Below are 15,575 nucleotides of genomic sequence, written 5' to 3' on the forward strand. Positions count from 1 at the left end.
GCTTAAGTGCCTAAGGTAAGGACCAACACAAGGGCGAGCACTAGCGCTGTCCAGAGTGCCATTGATCCGGTTGCCCAAGTACGTAACAAAGATCCATCGAGGTGTGCCTTGCCCAGTCGGGTCTGGAGTTTGGCTAAAAACCGCATAAATTCTGCGCGCACGTCATGATTTGCCTCCGCAATCATATTGCGGGTATGTATCACTAAACGCCGCCCGGGCCCGCGGTAAAGCCAATCGACATCCAGCGCAATGTAATCCTTGCCACCGGCGTAGCGGATAACCACCACAAACCCAAGCCCAACAAAGAACAAAAGCTGGAGCTCTTTGAGTAAATGGCTGAGCGTGTAGGCGTTGTAATCGACCGGAAAAGGCAAGATCGCATACAGCGCGCCCGGGAAGATGCCGATTAAAAAGCACAGTGCTGCGGCAATGCCCATGGCAATTTGCATGTTAATCGGTGGCTCTTTGGGGCGTAAACCGGAGTCTTTGCCAAAGAAGGTGAAGTAAGGGAGTTTTAGCCCTGTGCTTAAGAACGTGCCGCAGGCTGCTAAAAGCATCAGCAAATAGACAACACCACGGTAGTCAACCGCGGCTGCCTCAACAATCATGGTTTTACTGACAAACCCACTAAAAAGCGGAAATGCTGAAATTGATAAGGCACCGACCATATACAGCAAGAAGGTCATCGGCATGTATCGATACAGCCCGCCTAAATCACTCATGCGTGAACGGCCTGTCATCTGCAATACAGCGCCAGCGCCCATCAGCAATAGCGCTTTATAAAGGATATGCGTAAACGCGTGAGCCGCGGTGCCGTTTAAAGCAAGAGCCGTGCCCATGCCCACGCCGGCCACCATATACCCGACCTGACTAATGATGTGGTAAGACAAAAGTCGGCGAATATCATTAATTAAGGTGGCGTAGATCACGCCATAAAGCGTCATCGCTACGCCAAGCCAGAGTAAAAGCTCAAGCCCAGGATAACCACGCATGAGGGTATAAACGGCAGTCTTTGTGGTCAGGGCGCTAAGAAAAACTGTGCCGGTGACAGTGGCCTCAGGGTAAGCATCAGGTAACCAAGCATGCAGCGGTGGCACGGCAGCGTTAATAAGAAAGGCAATTAAGATAAGCCAGAAGGCCCAGCCATCCACATCAATTTTCTCAAACGCCACTGAGCCGGTTGCCAGGTAGTAGCCAATAACCCCAACAAAGAGCAGCATGCCACCCAGCGCATGAACAAGCAGATAGCGCATGCCCGCCTCATAGGCAATTGGCGTTTTGCGGCGCCAAATGAGCCAAACCGAGGCAATCATCATGATTTCCCAGAACACATACAGCGTGACCAGATCGCCGGCCAGAACCACACCTAGGGCCGAAGCGCCGTATAGCCCGGCGGCGATATGCTGCGCACGGTCTTCAACCTGCAAGGCAAAAATATTGCCGATAATCAGTATTATTCCAATCACATAAGCAAACACGAGGCTGAGTTTATCGACGCGAAGCGGGGTGAGTTCCAGGCCCATAAAGCTCAGGCTTAACTGGCTGCCGGCAGCCAGAGTGGTAATCAGGCCTAGGATGATGGCGGGCAGCGTGACTTGCCATATTTGTCGTGCGCGGCCACGTAGCCATATAAGCGGCAGCATGCCCAGCATTAGCAAAACGGATGGATGTAGCCAATCAATCATCCGTTGCCTCTCCATACCGGGCGTAGTAGTCACGCTTACGATAGACCAGCCAATAGCCCAGTGCTTTTGCTACACCTAAAATGACAAGGCAGGCTAAAAACCCATAAATTGCGGCAAAGCCACCAATGCCATCCCAAAAAAACCGTGAATAAGCGGGTTCTTTAAGCCAATCCACAATGATTAGGCCTGCCATAAATAGTAGTGCGGCAATGCCGAACAGCCGCCGTTTAGCAACTAAGCTTTCTAAGATTTTGGCGGTGAGACTCATGCTGGTGAACCCCTACGGAATAGCCGGTGAGAGCAGGTTGAAGGCAGCGCCCGCTGCAAAGAATAAAACGATCGTACCCAAGGCCGTTAGGCTTAACGGAATCAGGCAAAGCAGCGGTGCCTCTTTGGCTTTAGCAATCTTTTGCTCATCGGCAGGTGGTTTGAGAAACGCCCGCATCACCGGTGGCAGCAGATAGCCAATATTAAGCAAGGTACTCAGCATAAAGGCGCCCACCACCACGTAATGGCCCGCTGACCAGGCACCCGTCACCAAATAAAGCTTGCTCCAAAAGCCACCCGTGGGGGGCAGGCCAATTACGCACAGTGCGCCGATAAAAAAGGCGATCATGGTGACTGGCATGCGCCGGCCGAGTCCATCCATGGCGCTGATCGTTTTAATGCCACTGCCCAGATAAATCGCACCCGCGCAGAAAAATAGCGTGATTTTGCCAAATCCATGCATGAGCATGTGCATGCCACCACCAATGGCGGCAAGGTCTACCGCTAACAGCGCACCCGTCACAATATAGGCAAGCTGGCTGACCGTGGAATAGGCGAGCCGCGCTTTAAGATTATCTTGTTGAATGGCAACTAGTGATGCCGCCAACATCGTAAATACCGCGAGATAAAGCATGAACGGGTGGGTTGCCAGCGTGACGATGTAGTCCAATCCAAAGATATACAGAACAACGGTTAGCACACTGAACACACCCGCTTTGACAACGGCCACGGCATGCAGCAGCGCAGAGACGGGCGTTGGTGCCACCATGGCTGCCGGTAACCATCGATGAAACGGCATGAGCGCGGCTTTGCCGATGCCAAATAACAAAAGCACCAGTAATAGCGCGCCTGCGGCCGGAGAGAGCATTTCGCCGCTAAGAATCCCGCCGCTGGTAAAGCTTAACGTGCCCGTGGCCTGCCAAATCCAAACCATAGCCGGCAGCATCAGCCCAACACTGGTCACCAGTAGCAGAGCAATGTAGGTGCGCGCACCATCGCGGGAGGTTTTATCACCGCTGTGTGCCACTAGGGGATAGGTAGAAATGGAGAGAATTTCGTAAAAGATATACAACGTGAGTAGGTTCTCAGAAAACGCAATGCCTGCCGCTGCGCCAAGCGCGATGGCATAGCAGGCCATAAACCGTCCAATGTTGCTATGTCCAGCATGTTTGAGATACCCCAGCGCATAAGGCGTTGCCAACAGCCACAAGGTAGACGCCAGCAACGCAAACATCATGCCCAGGGGTTTAATGGCAAAGCCGATTTCAAGCCCGGGTAGCAGCGCAACCAAGGCCTGGGTGCCGCCAGCGCCAGCCAGAACATTAGGCAATTGGCCCAAAACCGCAATAAAAAATGGAATGGGCGTTAGCCAACAAAATAAATCGCGGAGAAAGGGACGGCTCGCCGCAAGCGCAATAAGCGCTGCGCCAATAAAGGGAATGAGCACCACGCTCAATGGCGATACGGTGGGTATCCAATCGAGCATTAGGGCAGCCCCCCCACGGGTACACCGAGTATGGCCTGCGCAGCGGCCGTGGCACCGCCAACGGTTAGCCGGGTGTCAATGCCAAAATAAAAATTAGCAAAGACCATCAGCCAAAGGGGGATAAGCAGCGCTGGCGATGCCTCTTGTACCACAGGGCTATCAGCGGGCCGGGGCTGCATCCAAAATAGCTCTATTAGCTTAGCGATGTAGACCACAGCAAGCAGAGACGAAATAAGAATCAGCACCACAATCCAGGTTTGCCCCGCGTCAATCGCGGCGCTGATCAAATACCACTTACTGACAAAGCCAACGGTGGGTGGAATACCAATCAGGCTTAGGCCAGCAAGTGCGAAGCCGGTGAGCGTCCATGGCATCACGCGGCCCAGGCCCCGCATGTCTTCAAGACGAGCGCTACCAATTTGATGGAACACAATGCCAGCCGCCATAAAGAGGGCCCCTTTAATCAAGCCATGATTAAACAGGTGCAAAAAGCTAGCGGTTACTCCAACAACGGTGACAAAGCTGGCGCCAAGCACCATGTAGCCCACTTGTGCCACCGACGAATAGGCGAGTAGGCGCTTAAGGTTTTTCTGAAAGATGGCGATCCATGATCCTGCAAACATCCCGGCAATTGCCAACACAGCAAAAGCGATGGCTAATGGCATTGCGGCATCGCTGTAGTCTGGTGCGAATACGGTAAACACAAAGCGCAGCAAAACATAGAGTGCAACTTTTGTGGCCGTTGCCGCTAAGAATGCCGTTACTAACGAGGGGGCATAGGTATAGGCATTAGGTAGCCAATGGTGCATGGGGAAGAGGGCTAACTTGATAGAAAAGCCCACCACAATAAAGGCAAGGCCCACCTGTGTGGCCCGCGAATCAGCCAGCGCAGGCAGGCGCTCGGCAAGCTCCATCATATTGAGGGTGCCGGTCATGATGTAGAGAAAGCCGATACCAATCAGTAAGAAAGTTGCACCGACTGTTCCCATCATTAAATAACGAAAAGCGGCAACCAGAGCGCGGCGGTCTTGACCGTGCGCGATGAGCGCGTAAGTGGCAAGGGATGAAATTTCAAGGAACACAAAGACGTTAAAAATATCGCCTGTTAGCGTGATACCGAGCAACCCAGCAAAAGCCAGCAAGAAGAGGGCATAAAAGCTGCTTTGCCGCTCAGGTATTTCAACATCGACGGTAGGCTTCCCCCAAGCCAGCATGATGCTGGCCATGCCAGTAATGAGCAATGCCACAAAAGCATTGGCCGCATCAACGCGGTATTCAATGCCAATGGGTGGCTGCCAATTACCAAAGGCATATCTTAGCGTGCCGTTAGTGATTACTTCGGCGAATGTAAAGCCAGCGATGATTAGTGCGGAAGCGGCTGAAAGCATGGCAAGCAGCCATGGCAGCCTTTGCCCGGGCAATAAAATGCAGATGGGCCCCGCAATCAGAGGGATCAATACGATGAACGGCATCCACTCAGTGACGTTCACTATTTATCATCCTCCAGCGTATCGATGGCGTCGTCATCAATCGTGTCAAACGCCTCGTAGATACGAACCGTTAAAGCCAGCCCCACAGCAGTAGTGGCAACGCCAACAACGATGGCGGTAAGGATAAGAACATGGGGGAGCGGATTAGAGTAAAGCGCAATGCCTTCTCGAAGAATTGGCGTTGCTCCGCCGATGACCTTGCCCGCGGAAATAAACAAAATGAAGGCGGCGGTCTGAAAGATGGCAAGCCCAATGATTTTTTTAATCATGTTGCCGCAGACAATCATTCCGTAGTAGCCAATCATCATCAGCAAAATGACCGCCCAATAATTGAAAAAACTCAAAATATTCATTCGTTTCGCTCCGCCGCATCGGTCATTGCGCGGCGCTGCGCAAACATTAAAAAGATCAGCATTACCACCGTTGCGACGGTAATACCCACCCCAAATTCAACTAAAATGATGCCCGCTTGCTGGGCGGCATGAGGGCTTTCGAGGAGCGGGTAAAAATCCAAAAACCGCCCTCCCATCACCACGCCTAGCAGGCCAATAAACGCATACAGCAGCACACCTAGGCTAGCTAGCGCATAGATAACGCGGGTGGGAATAACGCGCAAACCCGTTTCAAGCCCATAGATAAAGACAAATAAAATCCAAGCCGCTGCAAAGAGTACGCCCGCTTGAAACCCGCCGCCTGGGGAATATTCGCCATGAAATTGCACATAAAGGGCAAATAACATAATGAGCGGGATGAGAAACCGTGCCACAACCACCAAAATTGTACTGCGCTTCATGACGAGGAATCCTCTTCAGACGCACGGGTGGTTGATGATTGACGCCGCCGGCGAACCGGCACCGAGAGTAAGGCAAACACCCCAATACCAGCGGTTAAGATAACCACCGCCTCGCCCATGGTATCGATGGAGCGATAGCTGGCCAGCACCGCAGCAACCATATTAGGCACGCCCATATCCGCGTAGGTGTTTTGCGTGTAGTACTGCCCGACATGCACGTGAACCGGGTTATTCGGGTCACCAAAAACGGGCAAGTCAAACGAGGCGTAAACCAAGGCGGCTCCGGTAATAAACACGATGATGAGTGCCGGAATATTATGCCCAAAGAGCCGTTTCTCATGCCTTGGGACTAGTGCCAAAACAGCCAAAATCAAAATCGTACTAATGCCGGCGCCAACAGCAGCTTCGGTTAAAGCCACATCGCCAGCATCCAGCACCGCAAATAGGGCAGCAATGGTCAGCGAGTAGATGGCAAACAATAGGGTGGCTTTGAGCAGATCGCGGGTAAATAACACCGCAAGCGCCACCACCAACAATAAAAGCAGCAAAACGATATCGATTAGGTGTTCGATGACGCACGCTCCTTTGTGGGATCCTCGGAGCCCTGCGGTTTAATGCCTGCTGCTATGGCAGCTCGCACGGTGGCGTGTGATGCGGTGGGCGTTGTGAACAGTAAAAACAGCAGAATCAGTAGTAACTTGATCGTGAGTATCGAGACGCCAGCCTGCAAAATAAGCCCTGCAATGATTAGCAGCGGGGCGATGGTGTCGGTAATGCCCCCCGCATGCAGGCGGGTATACAGGTCGGGAAAACGCACCAGCCCAACCCCACCAACTAAGGCAAATGCTGCCCCTGTTAGTAAAAGGCCGGCTGACAACACATGAATCACGATATCAATCATCGGCCAGATCCTCGGCCGCTGCCAGGTCATGTCGATCAATCAATTTAAGTACGGCGATGACCGCGATAAAGTTGATGAGTGCATAGACCAACGCCACATCAATGAGGTCGTGATTGCCCGTAAAAAGCGTAATTAATGCAATGAGCAAAACGGTTTTTGTACCGAACGCGTTTACCGCCACAATGGTGTCGTAAACCGTTGGCCCTTTTAGGGCACGCCAGAGTGCCAAAGCCATCGTGGTGAAAATCGCTAAGATGGTGGCTAGCAGAATGGGGCTCATTGATTGGGGCCCTCTAACCACTGCACGCGTTTAAGCATATCGCCATTGCGCAGCCCATCGACTGCCTCATCTAACAAGGCATGTGCCTGAATTTCGCCACTACCATCGGTTAGCTCAGTGGTGATGGTGCCCGGGGTGAGTGTGATGGAATTACCGTAGGTAACTAAACCTACGCGAGTGCGAGTTGTAGCCGGAACTTTAATGACGCTTGGTTTGATGCGCTTAGGGTTTATAACCGCTCGCGCCACCATGAGGTTTGCCAAAATAATTTCGCCGATAAGCCAGGTCCAATAGACAGGCAGCCGCCAAGACAGCGTGCCGGGGTCATGCTCAGCGCCTAAGACCTCCATGCGCTCGGTAATCCAGACGACCAAAGCTACCGACGCTGCCCCTAAAATGAGGATAAGCGGCTTATAAACGCCAGACAGACCCAGCCAAAGCAGGGCGAGAACCGTTGCGAGTGCAATAAAGTAACGCATCGGGTGAAATGTACCAAGGTCTGAGGCGGCTCGCCATATTAGAGCGTGATTAGTAGATGCTCCAGCAGAGCCTTTTGGGCATGTAGGCGGTTTTCCGCCTCATCCCAAACGACGCTTTGCGGCCCATCAATAACCTCAGCAGTCACTTCTTCGCCTCGATGCGCCGGTAGGCAATGCATAAAAAGCGCCTTGGGCGAGGCTAGTTGCATCAGCTCAGCATTCACTTGATAAGCAGAGAAGGCCTCAAGACGGGCTTGTTGCTCATCTTCCATACCCATGCTGGCCCACACATCGGTCACGATTAGGTCCGCACCCTCTGCCGCTGCAGCAGGATCCGTTAAATGCTGGCTGCGGGGAAACTCGGCTAAGTCTGCTGGCGCATAGCCGGCTGGGCAACCAATGCGAAGGTTAAATTCCATCATCTCGGCTGCCTGCATCCAAGAGCGGCACATATTGTTGCCATCGCCCATCCAGGCGACCGTGCGCCCCGAAATATCGCGATGATGGCTCTGCCAAGTTTGTAGATCGGCCAACAGCTGGCAGGGATGATGATCATCCGTTAACCCGTTAATTACCGGCACGGCAGAGGCGGCGGCAAAGCGCTCAACATTCTCATGAGCAAAGGTTCGGATCATCACCGCGTCTACCATTCTTGAGAGCACGCGGGCAGTGTCTTCAATGGGCTCACCGCGGCCCAGCTGGCTATCACGAGGCGATAGAAAAATCGCACTACCGCCTAATTGCGCCATACCCGCCTCAAACGATACGCGTGTTCGGGTTGAGGATTTCTCAAAAATCATCCCCAATACCTTGCCGCGCAACGGTTCATGCAGCGCATGATCTCGATGCAAATCGCGCAAAGAATCCGCGCGGCGAAGCAGGGCAGCCAGTTCGTCGCGATCCAAGTCGTTAAGCGTTAAAAAATGTTTGATTGGCATGATTTAGAGTGCCTCAATTAATGGGACTAATGTCGAGACAATTTGGTCTGCCTCTGCATCCGTCAAAATCAGTGGCGGCAGCAAGCGCACCACGTTGCCTGCCGTTACGTTAATTAACAAGTGGGCCTCAAGCGCCTGAGCAACAAGCTCAGCGCAGGGCACGGTGAGTTCAATACCGATCATTAGCCCACGGCCACGAATCTCGCGTACTTTCTCAACGCCTTGTAAACCGTCAGCAAATCCGGCCCGTAAACGCTTGCCGAGTAGGGCTGCGCGCTCGGTAAGATTTTCTTCTGCAATGACTTCGCAGACCGCAAGGCCAGCCGCGCAGGATAAGGGGTTGCCACCAAAGGTAGAGCCATGGCTGCCGGGGCCGAGCACATCGGTGGCAGGCCCGCCAGCGATGCATGCGCCAATAGGCACACCATTAGCCAAGGCCTTAGCCAGTGTGACGACATCGGGCTTGATGCCGGCATGCTGATGCGCAAACCATTGGCCGGTGCGGCCGACCCCCGATTGCACTTCATCCACCATGAGTAGCCAGCCGCGCTCGTCACATAACTCGCGTAGCTTGTTTAAATAATCATCGTCTGGCACCACAATGCCGCCTTCACCTTGAATTGGTTCAACAAAGACAGCTGCGGTTTGATCGCTGCCGGCGGCGGCAACGGCGGGCACATCGTTGTAGGGCACGCGTACAAAGCCCTCAGGCATTGGCCCAAATCCTTCTTGCGCCTTGATATTGCCGGTGGCAGCGAGGGCCGCCAGTGTCCGGCCATGGAAGGCGTTTTCCGCCACAATAATTTCGGGCCGCGTTTTATCGGCAGCATGACCAAAGCGTCGCGCCAGCTTAATGGCAGCCTCATTGGCCTCAGCGCCGCTATTAGAGAAGAAGACCTGCTGTAAACCAGAAAGCGCACAGAGCTTTTCCGCCAGCGCTTCTTGATGCGGAATCCCATAAAGGTTGGAGGTGTGAATCAGTCGTGTAGACTGATCGGCCAATGCAGCAGCCACCCGCGGATGGGCATGGCCCAAGCCGCAGACAGCAATGCCCGAGAGCGCATCAAGATACTGCTCACCTGTGCTGCTCTCGACCCATGCTCCTTTGCCACGCACAAAGGACACAGGAAGGCGTTTATAGGTCGACATGATGGCCGATGACATGGCGAAGACCTCCGAAAAACAAACGGCAGCCTTCGGCTGCCGAGCCGTTCATTATAGGATGAGGCATGGGCTCTCACAAGCCAGTTGATCTACATATGCATAGTACGGCCTCAGATGGGCGGCTTTCCCCCGAGGCATTGGTGGATCGTGTTGTCTCTGCCGGCGTTGAGCTGATGGCGCTAACCGATCATGACACGCTAGAGGGCGTCTCGGCCGCGCAGACGTACGCAGCCGCGCAGGGCATCCGTTGTCTGTCGGGTATTGAGTTGTCTGCGCGCTGGGCCCGGGGAGTGGTCCATATCGTTGGGCTTAACTTTGATGCACAACAGCCTGATCTTCTCGCCGGTGTTGCTCAGCAATTGGCCGCACGCAGGCAGCGAGCTCAGCGTATTGGCGAGCGGCTGGAGCGTGCCGGTTGTAAGGGGATTCTCGCTCGAGTGGTGGATGCGGCAGGCACTAATGGCGCGCCCGGCCGGGCGCATTTTGCGCGGGATTTGGTGGCGCAGGGTTGGGTCAGCGATTTTCAATCGGCGTTTACCCGCTATCTCAAACGCGGCAGGCCGGGTTATTGCGCGGTTGAATGGGCCACGATAGACAATGTGGTGGCGTGGATTCACGCGGCTGGGGGAAAAGCGGTTTTTGCTCATCCACTGCGTTACGGGTTAAGTGGTGGCGCGCTGCGTGCGGTTATTCAGCGCTTTGTTGAATGTGGTGGTGATGCCATTGAGGTGGTGAGTGGGGGCAGTCAGCGCAACGATGTAGAGTCTGCCGCCGCTTTGGCGCGGCGTTTTAAGTTAGCCGCCTCGGTGGGGTCAGACTTTCATGATCCGGCATTTCGCTGGAGCGATGTGGGCCGACTAGCTGCATTACCAAAAGATCTTGATCCGGTGTGGTTAAGCTTATGAATACCCACCCTTTTGCCACGCTTAGCCCTGATCGGTTATTAGATTTGGTGGAGGCATTGGGTCTGCAGCCCGATGGTCGATTATTAGCCTTAAATAGCTACGAAAACCGGGTTTATCAAGTTGGCATCGAAGATAGCGATCCGCTGATTTTGAAGGTGTATCGCCCATCACGCTGGAGCACCGCCGCGCTAGAAGAGGAGCATGGCTTTGCACTGGAGCTGGCTGAACGGGATATCCCGGTGGTGCCACCGTTGATCATCAATGGCAACACGCTGCATGAGCACGCCGGCTTTCATTATGCGTTGTACCCTCGCCGTGGCGGGCATGCGCCCGAGCTTGATGATCCAGATACGCGCGAGTGGCTTGGGCGAATGTTGGGCAGGATTCATGCATTGGGCGCTGTTGAGCCGTTTGCCCATCGCTTATCGCTTGATCCGCAGCGAATGGGTCGTGAGAGTCGGGATCACATCTTGGCCCAAGGGCTAATGCCAGCGCATTTATTACCGGCGTATCAATCGCTAACTGATGATCTGCTGATCGACATTGACGCGGCATTTGCGCGCGCTCAAGGCTATGCTGTGATTCGGCTGCATGGCGATTGTCATCCCGGCAATATTTTATGGACTGACCAGGGTCCGCATTTTGTGGATTTGGATGACTGTATTAATGGGCCGGCGCTGCAGGATTTATGGATGTTGTTATCTGGCGAGCGGGCAGAGCGGGCAATGCAGCTTAGCGACGTGCTGGCCGGCTATGAAGACTTTCATCCTTTTGATTTGCGCGAGCTGCATTTGCTTGAAGCGCTGCGAACCTTGCGACTCATGAGTCATGCCGCATGGCTGGCACGCCGTTGGGATGACCCGGCTTTTCCGCCTGCTTTCCCGTGGTTTGCGTCGGGGCGATTCTGGGAAGATCATATTCTGGCGCTACGAGAGCAGGCCGCGGCCATGCAGGAGCCGCCACTAAGCGTGTAATTGGAGAGTAAGGATGTATTTGGTAATCATTGGGGCAGGTCCGGTTGGCAATAGCTTGGTTGAGCGGGCACTAGAAGCGGGGCATACGGCCGCGGTTGTGGAGCCTGATGCCACATTGGCTCAGGAATGTGCTGAGCAGCATGATGTGTTGGTGCTGGAAATGGCAATTAGCGCAGAAACTGCAGCCGCAGAAAGTCACCTTGCCGATGCAGACGCGGTGATTGCCACAACAGCGGATGACTCCACCAACCTAATGGCTATGTTGTTAGCACAGGAAGCTGGCGTAGAACGGCGTACAAGCACGGTCAACCAGCATAGTCACATGGCAATCTTCCGTCGTTTGGGTGTTCGGGTGCTTGCAGACCCCGAGCGCTTGGTGGCGGAAAACCTGCTTGATATGACGGAGCGTTAAGATTGCGCGAGGTTTTTCGCGGTACCGGCATCCTTTTGCATGTGCCAGCGCTCATGGCGTTGCTTTCTTTGCCCATTGCTTGGTGGTTTGATCAGCTTGGCGGTATTTGGCCGTTACTGATGACTGCAGGTGTGGCGGTAGCACTCGGCCAAGCGCTGGTGTTTTTGGGCCGCGGTGCGAAAACATTTCATCGCTATCAATCCATGCAAATTGCGGCATTTAGCTGGACATTGATCGCTTTGATTGGCGCTTTGCCCTTTTGGCTCGGTGCGCAGATGCCACCGACGAGTGCGCTGTTTGAGTCGATTTCTGGCTTTACCTCTACGGGCCTGACGATTATTGCCGCACCGTCTGAGCTGCCCGCTTATTTGCAATGGTGGCGAAGTTTGACGCAGTGGGTAGGGGGTATAGGCGTGATCTTGCTGCTGATCGCAGTGCTCCCTGCAGAACGCGGCGCATTGAATTTGTACTTCTCTGAAGCTCGGGAAGAGAAAATTCTACCCACCGTTAAAGCCACCGTGCGCATGATTTGGCTGATTTATATCGGCTATACAGTGGCAGGAATTTTGTTGTTATGGCTGGTTGGTGAGCCGCTGTGGCGAGCGATCAATCATGGCATGACGGCCATCGCAACCGGTGGCTTTACAATTACTGATGATAGCCTTGCTAGCACGCCGACGCTTGTTCGATTGGCCTATCTGCCACTCATGATTTTTGGTGCGATTAGCTTTTTGGTGCATTACCGGTTGCTTGTAGAGCGGCAAACGCCCGCGCAGTTATGGCGATTTGATGAAATTCGGATATTGGTTTGGGTGTTGCTACTGGGCGCGGCACTATTGATTGGGCAGCATTGGATAGCGGGTCGATCCGAAGAAACGGTGTCGCTAATCTTTATGTGGGTATCGGCAGTAACAACAGCTGGTTTTGCCACTGAGTCTTTAATGTCATGGTCCGACGCCGCATTACTGCTATTACTCGTTGCTGTTTTAATGGGTGGAATGGCGGGCTCAACGAGCGGCGGTCTTAAACTGCTGCGTGTGGGCATTCTGCTTAAAGATCTGGCCGGGCAGTTGCGTGAGTTTCGTGCCAGTGCCCACGAGGTGGTCATGGTGCGTCACAACGCAGAGCGTGTAACGCCAAAAGCGATGGGCGAGCTGGGTCGCATCGCCGCGCGGTTGGTAGGTGTGTTCATGCTGCTATGGCTGCTCAGTGTTTTTGTGATCTTGCACTTTTTGCCGGCAGGCACGCCGTTGGCATATGTTTTTTTTGAAACCGCCTCGGCATTATTTAATTCTGGATTATCCAGCGGTTTGGTGGGCCCTGAGTTGCCCGCTGCCGCGGTGGTGGTGCTCAGCGTGTTAATGCTGCTCGGTCGGCTTGAGATTTTTCCACTGCTTGTTTTGTTTGCTTGGGCCTTTGGTGGCCGAGTGATGCGCCGGGCCTAAATGTGCGTTGGCCCGCCATAGCTGCCGTGCATATAACTGGTGAGCTCTGCAAGTTCGAGTTCACGGTCTTCCACCACGGCGGCGGTGAGATCACGCACCGAAATCATACCCAGCACCTTGGCGCCGTCCATAACGGGTAAATGGCGTATATTCCGTTCGCTAACAAGCGCCATTGCATCATCAACGGCATTTTCTGGTGCAATCCAATAAACCTCTCGGGTCATCACGGCCTCTAGCGACGTGGTGTCTGGGTCAAGACGGTTCTCCAGCACTCGCCTTAGCACATCACGCTCGGTAAACACGCCGAGTAGCTCTTGCTCAGGGTTCATGACCAAAACAGCACCAATATTGGTTCGATTCATGAGTGCAACGGCATCACTAACGGTTTGATTCGGCCCCAACGCATGCAATGAGCCTGCGCGATTACCTAGTAATTGTCTGATTGTCCGCCGCATAACTGCGCCTCCTCCATGAAACGACAACATACCCTGTCATGTCTTTCACGCGCAAACCGTGTAGCATAGGCGGGATGTCTAAAGAAATCAGAAATCTCCGAAATATCGCCATCATTGCCCACGTTGATCACGGCAAAACCACGCTAGTAGATCGTTTGCTGCAGGAGTCGGGCACGCTTGCTGTGCGCGGTGCCGCGCAAGAACGGGTGATGGATTCTAATGACCTCGAGCGTGAGCGGGGCATTACCATCCTGTCAAAAAACACGGCAATTGAGTGGCAGGGTCTGCACGTGAATATTGTCGACACCCCGGGCCATGCTGACTTCGGTGGCGAAGTAGAGCGTGTGCTTTCGATGGTCGACTCGGTGCTGTTGTTGGTTGATGCCGTTGATGGCCCAATGCCACAAACGCGGTTTGTTACACAAAAGGCACTGGCGCGTGGTCTTAGACCAATTGTTGTCGTTAATAAGGTCGATCGGGATGGTGCACGACCTGACTGGGTGGTTGATCGAACCTTTGATCTTTTCGATAACTTGGGCGCCACGGATGAGCAGCTGGACTTTCCGGTGATTTACGCCTCAGCCCTCAATGGCTACGCAGGCAAAGAATCCACCGTGCGCAGCGGTGATATGACGCCGTTGTTTGAGCTAATTCGAGATACCGTTCCACCCCCCGAAGTGGATGCCGACGGACCGTTTAGAATTCAGGTGATCTCGCTGGATTACAGCAGTTACGTGGGTGTGATTGGTATTGGCCGTATTGAGCGTGGTGAAGTGCGCAGTGGCCAGAATTTGGTGTGTGTAGACCGCGATGGCAAACGCCGTCAGGTGCGCATACTACAAGTACTTGGGTTCTTGGGGCTTGATCGGGTTGAGGTCGAGTCGGCAGGGGCGGGTGACATCATTGCCTTTACCGGTGTCGAGGGAATTAATATCTCCGATACGCTTTGCGATCCCGCCGCCGTCGAGCCGCTACCAGCGCTCACGGTTGATGAACCGACTGTTTCTATGACGTTCCAAGTTAATACCTCTCCGTTTGTGGGTCGAGAAGGAAAATTTGTTACCTCACGGCAGTTACGTGAGCGCTTAATGCGCGAGCTTCAACATAACGTGGCGTTGCGCGTAGAGGATACGAAAGATCCTGAGAAATTTCGTGTCTCCGGTCGTGGTGAGCTGCATTTGGGCATTTTGATTGAGAACATGCGTCGCGAAGGCTACGAGCTGGGCGTCTCACGCCCCGAGGTCATTACCCGAGAGGTGAATGGCCAGCGAGAAGAGCCATATGAGCAGCTAACGGTGGATGTGGCTGATGACTATCAAGGTGCGGTAATGCAGCGCCTTGGAGAGCGAGGCGGTGAGTTGACCGACATGCTGCCGGATGGCCGTGGTCGGGTGCGGCTTGATTATATTATTCCGGCGCGAGGGTTAATTGGATTTAGAACCGAGTTTCTAACTGCTACCTCTGGCACTGGGTTGATGTACCACGTGTTTGATCACTACGGCCCCGTAAAAAGTGGCGATTATGGGCAGCGGGTTAATGGGGTGCTGATTGCAATGGCAACCGGCAAGGCGCTGGGGTATGCCTTATTTAACCTGCAAGAGCGCGGTAAGTTGCTTATCGGCCCTGGCGAGGAAGTCTACGAGGGCATGGTCATTGGGCTGCATAGCCGAGATAACGACTTGATTGTGAACCCGATGAAGGCTAAGCAGTTAACAAATATCCGTGCTGCAGGCTCAGATGAGAATATTATTCTCACGCCGCCCATTCGGCTCTCATTGGAGCAGGCATTAGAATTTATCGATTCTGATGAGTTGGTGGAAGTAACGCCGGCGGCCATTCGGATTCGTAAAAAGCTGCTTTTAGAGCATGAGCGCAAAAAAGCTTCAAGATCGGCCGGCTAG

At 53.7% G+C, this 15,575-nt stretch carries 18 protein-coding genes; 5 read left to right on the forward strand and 13 right to left on the reverse strand.

Going from position 1 to position 15,575, the window contains the following annotated elements; genetic code table 11:
• Nucleotides 1–2 precede the first annotated feature (2 nt).
• The 12 genes from GH984_RS08360 to GH984_RS08415 are packed head-to-tail and all read right to left on the reverse strand — an operon-like array spanning nucleotide 3 to nucleotide 9,483.
• Complete coding sequence (locus tag GH984_RS08360) at nucleotides 3–1,685, reverse strand: Na(+)/H(+) antiporter subunit D (protein ID WP_153719749.1); 1,683 nt, start codon at nucleotides 1,683–1,685, stop codon at nucleotides 3–5.
• Nucleotides 1,678–1,953: a hypothetical protein gene (locus tag GH984_RS08365; protein ID WP_153719750.1), complete on the reverse strand. Its 276-nt coding sequence runs from the start codon at nucleotides 1,951–1,953 to the stop codon at nucleotides 1,678–1,680. The genes GH984_RS08360 and GH984_RS08365 overlap by 8 nt, the downstream gene beginning before the upstream one ends.
• A 12-nt stretch (nucleotides 1,954–1,965) precedes the next feature.
• On the reverse strand, nucleotides 1,966–3,438 hold the full coding sequence (locus tag GH984_RS08370) for a proton-conducting transporter transmembrane domain-containing protein (protein ID WP_153719751.1): 1,473 nt from the start codon (nucleotides 3,436–3,438) through the stop codon (nucleotides 1,966–1,968).
• Nucleotides 3,438–4,928, reverse strand: coding sequence for a monovalent cation/H+ antiporter subunit D family protein (locus GH984_RS08375; protein ID WP_369692015.1), 1,491 nt, complete (start codon nucleotides 4,926–4,928; stop codon nucleotides 3,438–3,440). Before GH984_RS08375 ends, GH984_RS08370 begins: the two co-directional genes overlap by 1 nt.
• On the reverse strand, nucleotides 4,928–5,281 hold the full coding sequence (locus tag GH984_RS08380; protein ID WP_153719752.1) for a cation:proton antiporter subunit C: 354 nt from the start codon (nucleotides 5,279–5,281) through the stop codon (nucleotides 4,928–4,930). The genes GH984_RS08375 and GH984_RS08380 overlap by 1 nt, the downstream gene beginning before the upstream one ends.
• A complete protein-coding gene (locus GH984_RS08385; protein WP_153719753.1) occupies nucleotides 5,278–5,721 on the reverse strand; it encodes a Na(+)/H(+) antiporter subunit B in 444 nt (147 codons plus the stop codon). The genes GH984_RS08380 and GH984_RS08385 overlap by 4 nt, the downstream gene beginning before the upstream one ends.
• Nucleotides 5,718–6,269, reverse strand: a complete 552-nt coding sequence (locus tag GH984_RS08390) for a DUF4040 domain-containing protein (RefSeq protein ID WP_153719754.1) — start codon at nucleotides 6,267–6,269, stop codon at nucleotides 5,718–5,720. The genes GH984_RS08385 and GH984_RS08390 overlap by 4 nt, the downstream gene beginning before the upstream one ends.
• 11 nt (nucleotides 6,270–6,280) lie before the next feature.
• Complete coding sequence (gene mnhG, locus GH984_RS08395; protein WP_153719755.1) at nucleotides 6,281–6,622, reverse strand: monovalent cation/H(+) antiporter subunit G; 342 nt, start codon at nucleotides 6,620–6,622, stop codon at nucleotides 6,281–6,283.
• Complete coding sequence (locus GH984_RS08400; RefSeq protein ID WP_153719756.1) at nucleotides 6,615–6,902, reverse strand: MrpF/PhaF family protein; 288 nt, start codon at nucleotides 6,900–6,902, stop codon at nucleotides 6,615–6,617. Before GH984_RS08400 ends, mnhG begins: the two co-directional genes overlap by 8 nt.
• Entirely contained in the window at nucleotides 6,899–7,381 is a 483-nt protein-coding gene (locus GH984_RS08405) for a Na+/H+ antiporter subunit E (protein ID WP_153719757.1), read from the reverse strand. The genes GH984_RS08400 and GH984_RS08405 overlap by 4 nt, the downstream gene beginning before the upstream one ends.
• A 38-nt stretch (nucleotides 7,382–7,419) precedes the next feature.
• Nucleotides 7,420–8,319 carry an ornithine carbamoyltransferase gene (gene argF, locus GH984_RS08410; RefSeq protein ID WP_153719758.1) on the reverse strand — a complete coding sequence of 300 codons (900 nt, stop codon included), beginning with the start codon at nucleotides 8,317–8,319 and terminating at the stop codon, nucleotides 7,420–7,422.
• A 3-nt stretch (nucleotides 8,320–8,322) separates the two neighbouring features.
• Complete coding sequence (locus GH984_RS08415) at nucleotides 8,323–9,483, reverse strand: acetylornithine transaminase (protein WP_153719759.1); 1,161 nt, start codon at nucleotides 9,481–9,483, stop codon at nucleotides 8,323–8,325.
• Nucleotides 9,484–9,548: 65 nt separating this feature from the next.
• On the opposite strand from GH984_RS08415, the gene GH984_RS08420 reads away from it, so the two are divergent.
• From GH984_RS08420 to GH984_RS08435, 4 genes are read left to right on the forward strand one after another with little or no spacing between them, the layout of a single operon-like run.
• Nucleotides 9,549–10,388, forward strand: coding sequence for a PHP domain-containing protein (locus GH984_RS08420; RefSeq protein WP_153719760.1), 840 nt, complete (start codon nucleotides 9,549–9,551; stop codon nucleotides 10,386–10,388).
• Nucleotides 10,385–11,362 (forward strand): serine/threonine protein kinase, encoded by a 978-nt coding sequence (locus GH984_RS08425; RefSeq protein ID WP_153719761.1) that lies wholly within the window; start codon nucleotides 10,385–10,387, stop codon nucleotides 11,360–11,362. The genes GH984_RS08420 and GH984_RS08425 overlap by 4 nt, the downstream gene beginning before the upstream one ends.
• A gap of 13 nt (nucleotides 11,363–11,375) precedes the next feature.
• A complete protein-coding gene (locus GH984_RS08430) occupies nucleotides 11,376–11,774 on the forward strand; it encodes a potassium channel family protein (protein WP_153719762.1) in 399 nt (132 codons plus the stop codon).
• A gap of 2 nt (nucleotides 11,775–11,776) precedes the next feature.
• Nucleotides 11,777–13,219: a TrkH family potassium uptake protein gene (locus GH984_RS08435; protein ID WP_153719763.1), complete on the forward strand. Its 1,443-nt coding sequence runs from the start codon at nucleotides 11,777–11,779 to the stop codon at nucleotides 13,217–13,219.
• Here the strand turns inward: GH984_RS08435 and GH984_RS08440 are convergent.
• A complete protein-coding gene (locus GH984_RS08440) occupies nucleotides 13,216–13,674 on the reverse strand; it encodes a CBS domain-containing protein (protein WP_153719764.1) in 459 nt (152 codons plus the stop codon). The genes GH984_RS08435 and GH984_RS08440 overlap by 4 nt on opposite strands.
• A gap of 74 nt (nucleotides 13,675–13,748) precedes the next feature.
• On the opposite strand from GH984_RS08440, the gene typA reads away from it, so the two are divergent.
• Entirely contained in the window at nucleotides 13,749–15,575 is a 1,827-nt protein-coding gene (gene typA, locus GH984_RS08445; protein WP_153719765.1) for a translational GTPase TypA, read from the forward strand.

Source organism: Spiribacter salilacus, from assembly GCF_009649225.1.
Lineage (GTDB): Bacteria > Pseudomonadota > Gammaproteobacteria > Nitrococcales > Nitrococcaceae > Spiribacter > Spiribacter salilacus.

Excerpts from the sequence above, each read along its gene's own strand:
- GH984_RS08360 (WP_153719749.1), bottom strand. The coding sequence starts at position 1,685 with ATGATTGATTGGCTACATCCATCCGTTTTGCTAATGCTGGGCATGCTG.
- GH984_RS08365 (WP_153719750.1), bottom strand. The coding sequence starts at position 1,953 with ATGAGTCTCACCGCCAAAATCTTAGAAAGCTTAGTTGCTAAACGGCGG.
- GH984_RS08370 (WP_153719751.1), bottom strand. The coding sequence starts at position 3,438 with ATGCTCGATTGGATACCCACCGTATCGCCATTGAGCGTGGTGCTCATT.
- GH984_RS08380 (WP_153719752.1), bottom strand. The coding sequence starts at position 5,281 with ATGAATATTTTGAGTTTTTTCAATTATTGGGCGGTCATTTTGCTGATG.
- GH984_RS08385 (WP_153719753.1), bottom strand. The coding sequence starts at position 5,721 with ATGAAGCGCAGTACAATTTTGGTGGTTGTGGCACGGTTTCTCATCCCG.
- mnhG (WP_153719755.1), bottom strand. The coding sequence starts at position 6,622 with ATGATTGATATCGTGATTCATGTGTTGTCAGCCGGCCTTTTACTAACA.
- GH984_RS08400 (WP_153719756.1), bottom strand. The coding sequence starts at position 6,902 with ATGAGCCCCATTCTGCTAGCCACCATCTTAGCGATTTTCACCACGATG.
- GH984_RS08405 (WP_153719757.1), bottom strand. The coding sequence starts at position 7,381 with ATGCGTTACTTTATTGCACTCGCAACGGTTCTCGCCCTGCTTTGGCTG.
- argF (WP_153719758.1), bottom strand. The coding sequence starts at position 8,319 with ATGCCAATCAAACATTTTTTAACGCTTAACGACTTGGATCGCGACGAA.
- GH984_RS08415 (WP_153719759.1), bottom strand. The coding sequence starts at position 9,483 with ATGTCATCGGCCATCATGTCGACCTATAAACGCCTTCCTGTGTCCTTT.
- GH984_RS08420 (WP_153719760.1), top strand. The coding sequence starts at position 9,549 with ATGGGCTCTCACAAGCCAGTTGATCTACATATGCATAGTACGGCCTCA.
- GH984_RS08425 (WP_153719761.1), top strand. The coding sequence starts at position 10,385 with ATGAATACCCACCCTTTTGCCACGCTTAGCCCTGATCGGTTATTAGAT.
- GH984_RS08430 (WP_153719762.1), top strand. The coding sequence starts at position 11,376 with ATGTATTTGGTAATCATTGGGGCAGGTCCGGTTGGCAATAGCTTGGTT.
- GH984_RS08440 (WP_153719764.1), bottom strand. The coding sequence starts at position 13,674 with ATGCGGCGGACAATCAGACAATTACTAGGTAATCGCGCAGGCTCATTG.
- typA (WP_153719765.1), top strand. The coding sequence starts at position 13,749 with ATGTCTAAAGAAATCAGAAATCTCCGAAATATCGCCATCATTGCCCAC.